The sequence below is a fragment of the Sphingomonas sp. CCH9-F2 genome (assembly GCF_001556735.1).
GTDB classification, from domain to species: Bacteria; Pseudomonadota; Alphaproteobacteria; order Sphingomonadales; family Sphingomonadaceae; genus Sphingomonas; species Sphingomonas ginsenosidimutans.
Map to the genome: position 1 here is coordinate 1 of NZ_LSJO01000611.1, position 1745 is coordinate 1745.

General features: G+C 71.3%; 1 protein-coding gene and 1 pseudogene. Both read left to right on the top strand.

Annotation, left to right across the window (positions count from 1 at the left end; genetic code table 11):
* A pseudogene (locus AX685_RS21810) lies at window positions 1-153 on the top strand (serine palmitoyltransferase); the annotation flags it as partial.
* Between the two features lie 42 nt (window positions 154-195).
* Window positions 196-1745 (top strand): ATP-binding protein (locus tag AX685_RS17070; protein WP_231792277.1); only part of this gene is annotated, 1550 nt, incomplete at its 3' end.

Sequence of the window (1745 nt, forward strand, 5' to 3'; positions counted from 1 at the left end):
GGGCTGTACGTCAACGTCGCCCGCCCGCCCGCCACGCCCGCCGGCATGTTCCTGCTGCGCTGTTCGCTGTGCGCCGAACATACCACCGAACAGCTCGACCGCGTGATCGGCATGTTCGCCGCAGCGGGTAAAGCCGTCGGCGCGATCGGCTGATCGGCTCTTTCGCGCACGACGGCCATGCGATAGTCTGCGCCGGTGAACGACGTCGATAGTGCCGGGGCCCGTGGGGGGCTGGTATCGGCCTGGCGGACCATCACCCTGTGGGTGATGGCGCTGGCAGGTGCGGTGGTTCTTGCCGCGCTCGTCATCACCCTGGGCGAAGCCAACCGGCAACGCGACCGCGCGCTCGCGGCGCAGCGGCACAGCTATGACGTGATGATCCTGGCCCGCACGCTGCAGGGTACGATCGGCCGGTCGGAGGCGTCGCTGGGCCGCTACGTCGTCTCCGGCGACCAGCAGCTGGGGCGGCTGTATTTCGAGGACTGGCGCCGCGCGGGCGAGACGATCAACCGGCTGGAGAAGCTGGCCGGCGACAATCCGACGCAGCGCGCACACCTCGTTGACCTGCGCAGCGCCTTCCAGCAGCGCGGCGGCGAACTGGCGGCGACCGCGCTGGAGACGAACTACCGGCGCAACGACCAGGCGCTGTCGCGCTACTGGCAGCTGCGGCAGACCGAATCGCTGGAGGCGATCAACGCCGCGCTGACCGCGCTGATCGCCGACGAACGCGGTCTGCTGGAGGCGCGCACGTCGCAGGCGCTCGCCTCGGTCCGGCGATCGACCACCATCGCCAAGGTGCTGGCGGTGTTCGGCGTCCTGCTGGTGCTGGGCGCGATCGCGATGGGTTGGATCATGGTCCGCGCGCTTGCCGAGCGCGCGATCGCCCGCGCCGAGGCGGACGAGGAGCGCGAGCGTGCCGACGAACTCGCCGCCGCCGTCGAGCAGGCCACGGCCGAACTGCGCGCGCAGGAAGCCCGCCTGCGCCAAGTGCAGAAGATGGAGGCGGTCGGCCAGCTGACCGGCGGCATCGCGCACGATTTCAACAATATGCTCGCGGTCGTTCTCGGCGGGCTGGAACTGGCGCAGCGCCACCTGCTGCGCGATCCGGCGCAGGCCGCGCGTCATCTGGAAAGCGCGCACGAAGGCGCCCACCGCGCCGCCGCGCTCACCAGCCGGCTGCTCGCCTTCGCGCGCGAAACCGCGATCAATCCCGAACCGATCTGCGCCGACGCGCTGTTCTCCGGCCTGTCGGACCTGCTTAGCCGCACGCTGGGCGACGGCGTCACCGTGACCTTCGATGACGACAGCCAGGGCTGGTGCACCCGCGCCGATCGCGTCCAGCTGGAAAACGTCATCGTCAATCTGGCGGTGAATGCGCGCGACGCGATGGCGGGGCGCGGCACGCTGTCGATCACCGCGCGCTGCGCCACCTTCGCGACCGCGCACGGTCATCGCGCGCCGGGCGACTATCTGGCGGTCTCGGTCGCCGACACCGGCTGCGGCATCCCGCCCGAGGTGATCGAGCGGGTGTTCGAGCCGTTCTTCACCACCAAGGCGGTCGGCAAGGGCACCGGGCTGGGCCTCAGCCAGATCTTCGCCTTCACGCAGGCGGTCGGCGGGGAAGTGTCGATCGAATCGACCCCCGGCCACGGCACCACCGTCTCGCTGCTGCTGCCGCGCGACGCCGCGGGGGAAAGCGCCCCGGCCACGACGGCGCCGCCCGCGCTCGCGCCGCCGTCCCCGCC